Annotated in this window: 6 protein-coding genes; all 6 read left to right on the plus strand. The window is 47.2% G+C overall.

From position 1 onward, the window contains the following. Window positions 1-365: 365 nt before the first annotated feature. The gene (locus ACIQ2L_RS14755; protein ID WP_396160191.1) at window positions 366-794 is read left to right on the plus strand and encodes a hypothetical protein; all 429 of its coding nucleotides are present in this window, start codon (window positions 366-368) and stop codon (window positions 792-794) included. Between the two features lie 143 nt (window positions 795-937). After that, window positions 938-2,092 (plus strand): hypothetical protein, encoded by a 1,155-nt coding sequence (locus ACIQ2L_RS14760; protein WP_396160193.1) that lies wholly within the window; start codon window positions 938-940, stop codon window positions 2,090-2,092. A 553-nt stretch (window positions 2,093-2,645) separates the two neighbouring features. After that, the gene (locus ACIQ2L_RS14765) at window positions 2,646-3,299 is read left to right on the plus strand and encodes a hypothetical protein (RefSeq protein WP_396160195.1); all 654 of its coding nucleotides are present in this window, start codon (window positions 2,646-2,648) and stop codon (window positions 3,297-3,299) included. Between the two features lie 48 nt (window positions 3,300-3,347). Further along, window positions 3,348-3,776, plus strand: coding sequence for a hypothetical protein (locus ACIQ2L_RS14770; protein WP_396160191.1), 429 nt, complete (start codon window positions 3,348-3,350; stop codon window positions 3,774-3,776). Window positions 3,777-3,919: 143 nt separating this feature from the next. Beyond that, window positions 3,920-5,074, plus strand: a complete 1,155-nt coding sequence (locus tag ACIQ2L_RS14775) for a hypothetical protein (protein WP_396160193.1) — start codon at window positions 3,920-3,922, stop codon at window positions 5,072-5,074. A gap of 552 nt (window positions 5,075-5,626) precedes the next feature. Next, on the plus strand, window positions 5,627-5,981 hold a 355-nt coding region (locus ACIQ2L_RS14780), incomplete at its 3' end, for a hypothetical protein (RefSeq protein WP_396160197.1).

Here is a 5,981-nt window from a genome sequence, read left to right on the forward strand (position 1 = left end):
ATCCTCATTGCTCGGATTGTTCGTCCGAAATGCAAGCTGCGGAAATGCGTTCGTTGCTGGACATTCATCTGGAAAGCATGCAGCAGCAAGTGCTTGAGCTACGTTGCTATGGCTATTCCGAGATCGAGATTGCTGAACGAATGCGAATCACTTTGGCATCGGTGCAGAGAATAAGGAAATCGATCGCTGCCGTTGCGAAGGCGATCAACTTGACGAGAGACGAGAGACGAGAGACGAGAGACGAGAGACGAAAAAATAGTTTCGGAAAATGGAAATTTTCCCGCTGGAACGGACACCGATTACGATTGGTTCTTTAGTGGCGAATGACAATTCAGTGGAAGCACTTCGAAGTTGAGATGATAGTAATGGTAACCAGATTGTTCATGTTTTGTTGCTTATTTGGGCTAGTGTCATTTGATAAGTCTATGGCTCAATCTCCAAATACGGATTTTGAGCTCATAAGGAAAAACGTAAATGGCCATCCGTGGGATTTCTTCGGCACTGGCGCTGAATTGGACGTGAAATGGAGAATGCATAATTCAGTCCCCGGAACCTTTATGTTTGCATGGAAGATTGAATTTATCAGTGGTACAGGCTTCGTGATTGATACAGTTACTGGAGTAGGTACTGTCAATCAGTCCGCCATCAATACTGAAGAGTGCGATATTCTTGGATATGGATCTGTCGAGTATCCGACGATAACGGCCAAGATCACTACTTACTGCGAGTATTTTCCTGGTACTTGGGATGAGGTTGCATCCGATGCAACCTTATTCTATTGGTTGCCAGGATAGTTTTGTATGCTTCCCCGTGTTACTCAAGAGTAAAGCGATTTTACGCAGGTCTCGAGGTGAATATGTCGCTCAGAATGTCTGTTCGTATGGTAAGCAATAGGTGGACTTCCGTAACGGAAAGCTTCGAGCGATTCTCGCATTCGATGTGGTCATTTTCGTGGTTCGTTCTTACTCTGTATTTTTCCGTCGTCGCGAATGTTAGTCTGGCGCAGGGGGTGACGGATGTTCCCGATCCGAGGAATCTTCGCGGCTTAATCCCGTTAGCCCGAAACGAGTCTGTTGCTCGCGAGTTGAGGCTCGAGAGATGGCAAGAAGTAGAGCTTCGTGAACTGCTCGAAAGCAATGGCGGTGATCTTGAAACGGTTAGGGAACGGGGGAACGTTTCATTCGACTTGTTGAAGAAAAAATTGGAAGAGAAACAGTCTTCGGCTGATGCGCGCATAGTGGAGATTTTTGATCCAAATCAAATTAAACGAATACCTCAATTGGGCTATCAAATTGAGATCTACAAAGTCGGATTCGGTCCGACTGCCTTGGGAGGGTACTTCGGATCGCATCTTGGTATTACAGCGAGTCAGAAGGATGCGATGCGTTCAAAGCTGGAAAGTCTGGATAAAGAGTTCTCCGCAAGCGTCAACGAGCAGTACTCACTTTCTTTCGCGAAGCTGTCGAGTCATTTGTCGACTTCATCCCTTACTCGAGCACGCGATCTCGTGGGTTCTGGATTTCTCGCTCCTAGTTTCAGAGTCGAGAATACTTGGAAGAAGGTCAAGTATCCGTTTTCCAAAGTAGTTCTCGCGTCCCTAATTGAAGTTCCAGAAATCGCAAAGGAAGTACCATTGGACTTCAGGACTCTCGAAAGCGTGAGAGATTGTTTGAAGGACTATCGCAACACAATGCGACACCCGAGCGAGAAAATCTTAAGAATGGAACCGATGGAACGTGTGAACGAATTGCAAAAAAGGTTAGATCAGGTTAACGAGTTGTTGGACGAGAAATTGGGTCCTGAGGGTTTCTTGCTCTTGCGAAGTTTAGCGGTTCGCCTGGAGATTGCGACCGTTGGGCTTGGGAAGGCCATCACGCATGGTGCGTTAGGACAAGAAATCGGTTTGTCGAAAGGTGAGATAGACCTACTCGGCCCAGTAATTGAAGAGGTTGACAAAGCAACAGACGAAGCGATTGGAAAATTGGCCGCGGGTATGTTGAGTCAATTCGTCGAGGCACTACCGTCAGATAAAATAGCCACTGCAAAGAACATGTTAGGCAAGGAATTTGTTTTTGTACAACGTATTCGTTGAGCTACATCATCCGTGGTATTGTTTGTTTCCTCGAATCTGCATGAGCAAGTGTGTATCCATAGGTGTTTCGAGTCATTGGTCTACAGTGTTTTCGCGCAAAGTCGTGGATGCCACCGAATAGGAAGTTGTTCGATTTGCATAGTTGGCAACAAAAAAGAAAGTCTCCTGCTAACTTGACTCAGCTCACTTGGTATCCGTGTTGGATCCGAGCCCATCCGTGGCTAGAAAAGGATCTCGAAAACCAGCCACGGATTCACGCGGAATTTCACGGATGCGAGCCAAGAAGCATATCAGCCCTGTTCACGGTTGGCTTGCTGCCAGGCGAATTCAAACCACCCGATTGGAGCGAAGGAACGACGACCGATCCTTAGGGATACAGAGCAACTTTTTCAGGTTTCATTTAGAAATTCTGTCGCAGAGCTCGGCGTGCAAGATTCTTTCGGATTCTTCCGTTGAAACGATTGCATCGGCCGTTGGTAGTGCTTTACGATAGTGCGGACAGCGAATCAAAATCGCGCGTTGGATCAAACACCCCGATTCCAAACGATCAACGATGAATAGCCCGAACCCGAGAGAAGATCGCTTCGCAGCCATTTTGCGACTGCGCTGGACAATCCTGGAGAGCAAAGCGATATCGAGAGTTTCGCAAAGGATTCGCTCTCGCGTGGATGTTTCGCAGATCGTGAATGATGCTGCGCACGAGTGGATTCAAAGAGTTGGGGAGTTAGAGCGATTAACTCAACCTAAGCAATTTTCGGACGAACGATTGATCGGATTGTTGATGAAGATCGTAGAAAAACGAAGCCTCGATGCGATTCGTGATGTGAACGCTTGGAAACGAGGAGGCCAGTTGGAAGCGTTCGGTAGTGAACACCTTCAGCAATGCACGGATCCTCATTGCTCGGATTGTTCGTCCGAAATGCAAGCTGCGGAAATGCGTTCGTTGCTGGACATTCATCTGGACAGCATGCAGCAGCAAGTGCTTGAGCTACGTTGCTATGGCTATTCCGAGATCGAGATTGCTGAACGAATGCGAATCACTTTGGCATCGGTGCAGAGAATAAGGAAATCGATCGCTGCCGTTGCGAAGGCGATCAACTTGACGAGAGACGAGAGACGAGAGACGAGAGACGAGAGACGAAAAAATAGTTTCGGAAAATGGAAATTTTCCCGCTGGAACGGACACCGATTACGATTGGTTCTTTAGTGGCGAATGACAATTCAGTGGAAGCACTTCGAAGTTGAGATGATAGTAATGGTAACCAGATTGTTCATGTTTTGTTGCTTATTTGGGCTAGTGTCATTTGATAAGTCTATGGCTCAATCTCCAAATACGGATTTTGAGCTCATAAGGAAAAACGTAAATGGCCATCCGTGGGATTTCTTCGGCACTGGCGCTGAATTGGACGTGAAATGGAGAATGCATAATTCAGTCCCCGGAACCTTTATGTTTGCATGGAAGATTGAATTTATCAGTGGTACAGGCTTCGTGATTGATACAGTTACTGGAGTAGGTACTGTCAATCAGTCCGCCATCAATACTGAAGAGTGCGATATTCTTGGATATGGATCTGTCGAGTATCCGACGATAACGGCCAAGATCACTACTTACTGCGAGTATTTTCCTGGTACTTGGGATGAGGTTGCATCCGATGCAACCTTATTCTATTGGTTGCCAGGATAGTTTTGTATGCTTCCCCGTGTTACTCAAGAGTAAAGCGATTTTACGCAGGTCTCGAGGTGAATATGTCGCTCAGAATGTCTGTTCGTATGGTAAGCAATAGGTGGACTTCCGTAACGGAAAGCTTCGAGCGATTCTCGCATTCGATGTGGTCATTTTCGTGGTTCGTTCTTACTCTGTATTTTTCCGTCGTCGCGAATGTTAGTCTGGCGCAGGGGGTGACGGATGTTCCCGATCCGAGGAATCTTCGCGGCTTAATCCCGTTAGCCCGAAACGAGTCTGTTGCTCGCGAGTTGAGGCTCGAGAGATGGCAAGAAGTAGAGCTTCGTGAACTGCTCGAAAGCAATGGCGGTGATCTTGAAACGGTTAGGGAACGGGGGAACGTTTCATTCGACTTGTTGAAGAAAAAATTGGAAGAGAAACAGTCTTCGGCTGATGCGCGCATAGTGGAGATTTTTGATCCAAATCAAATTAAACGAATACCTCAATTGGGCTATCAAATTGAGATCTACAAAGTCGGATTCGGTCCGACTGCCTTGGGAGGGTACTTCGGATCGCATCTTGGTATTACAGCGAGTCAGAAGGATGCGATGCGTTCAAAGCTGGAAAGTCTGGATAAAGAGTTCTCCGCAAGCGTCAACGAGCAGTACTCACTTTCTTTCGCGAAGCTGTCGAGTCATTTGTCGACTTCATCCCTTACTCGAGCACGCGATCTCGTGGGTTCTGGATTTCTCGCTCCTAGTTTCAGAGTCGAGAATACTTGGAAGAAGGTCAAGTATCCGTTTTCCAAAGTAGTTCTCGCGTCCCTAATTGAAGTTCCAGAAATCGCAAAGGAAGTACCATTGGACTTCAGGACTCTCGAAAGCGTGAGAGATTGTTTGAAGGACTATCGCAACACAATGCGACACCCGAGCGAGAAAATCTTAAGAATGGAACCGATGGAACGTGTGAACGAATTGCAAAAAAGGTTAGATCAGGTTAACGAGTTGTTGGACGAGAAATTGGGTCCTGAGGGTTTCTTGCTCTTGCGAAGTTTAGCGGTTCGCCTGGAGATTGCGACCGTTGGGCTTGGGAAGGCCATCACGCATGGTGCGTTAGGACAAGAAATCGGTTTGTCGAAAGGTGAGATAGACCTACTCGGCCCAGTAATTGAAGAGGTTGACAAAGCAACAGACGAAGCGATTGGAAAATTGGCCGCGGGTATGTTGAGTCAATTCGTCGAGGCACTACCGTCAGATAAAATAGCCACTGCAAAGAACATGTTAGGCAAGGAATTTGTTTTTGTACAACGTATTCGTTGAGCTACATCATCCGTGGTATTGTTTGTTTCCTCGAATCTGCATGAGCAAGTGTGTATCCATAGGTGTTTCGAGTCATTGGTCTACAGTGTTTTCGCGCAAAGTCGTGGATGCCACCGAATAGGAAGTTGTTCGATTTGCATAGTTGGCAACAAAAAAGAAAGTCTCCTGCTAACTTGACTCAGCTCACTTGGTATCCGTGTTGGATCCGAGCCCATCCGTGGCTAGAAAAGGATCTCGAAAACCAGCCACGGATTCACGCGGAATTTCACGGATGCGAGCCAAGAAGCATATCAGCCCTGTTCACGGTTGGCTTGCTGCCAGGCGAATTCAAACCACCCGATTGGAGTGGAAGAACCAATACCGATCCAGTGGGATGCAGTGCAACTCTTTCAGGTTTCTTTTTGGAATTTTGTCGTAGAGCTCCGCAGACAGATTCTTTCAGATCTTTCCGTTGAAACGATTGCATCGGCCGTTGGGTGTGCTTTACGATAGTGCTGACAGCGAAGCAAAATCGCACGTTGGATCTATCACCCCGATTCGAAACGATCAACGATGAATAGCCCGAACCCGAGAGAAGATCGCTTCGCAGCCATTCTGCGAATGTACTGGACAATCCTAGAGAGTAAAGCGATGTCGAGAGTTTCGCAAAGGATTCGCTCACGCGTGGATGTTTCGCAGATCGTAAATGACGCTGCGCACGAGTGGATTCAAAGAGTTGGGGAGTTAGAGCGAGTAACTCAACCTAAGCAATTTTCGGACGAACGATTGATCGGATTGTTGATGAAGATCGTAGAAAAACGAAGCCTCGATGCGATCCGTGATGTGAACGCTTGGAAACGGGGAGGCCGGATAGAAGCTGTTGGTAGCGACCACCTTCAACATTGCCACGACCCTCATTGCGTCGACT

The organism is Flavobacterium sp., from assembly GCF_044369455.1.
In the GTDB taxonomy this organism is placed as follows: Bacteria; Bacteroidota; Bacteroidia; order Flavobacteriales; family Flavobacteriaceae; genus Flavobacterium.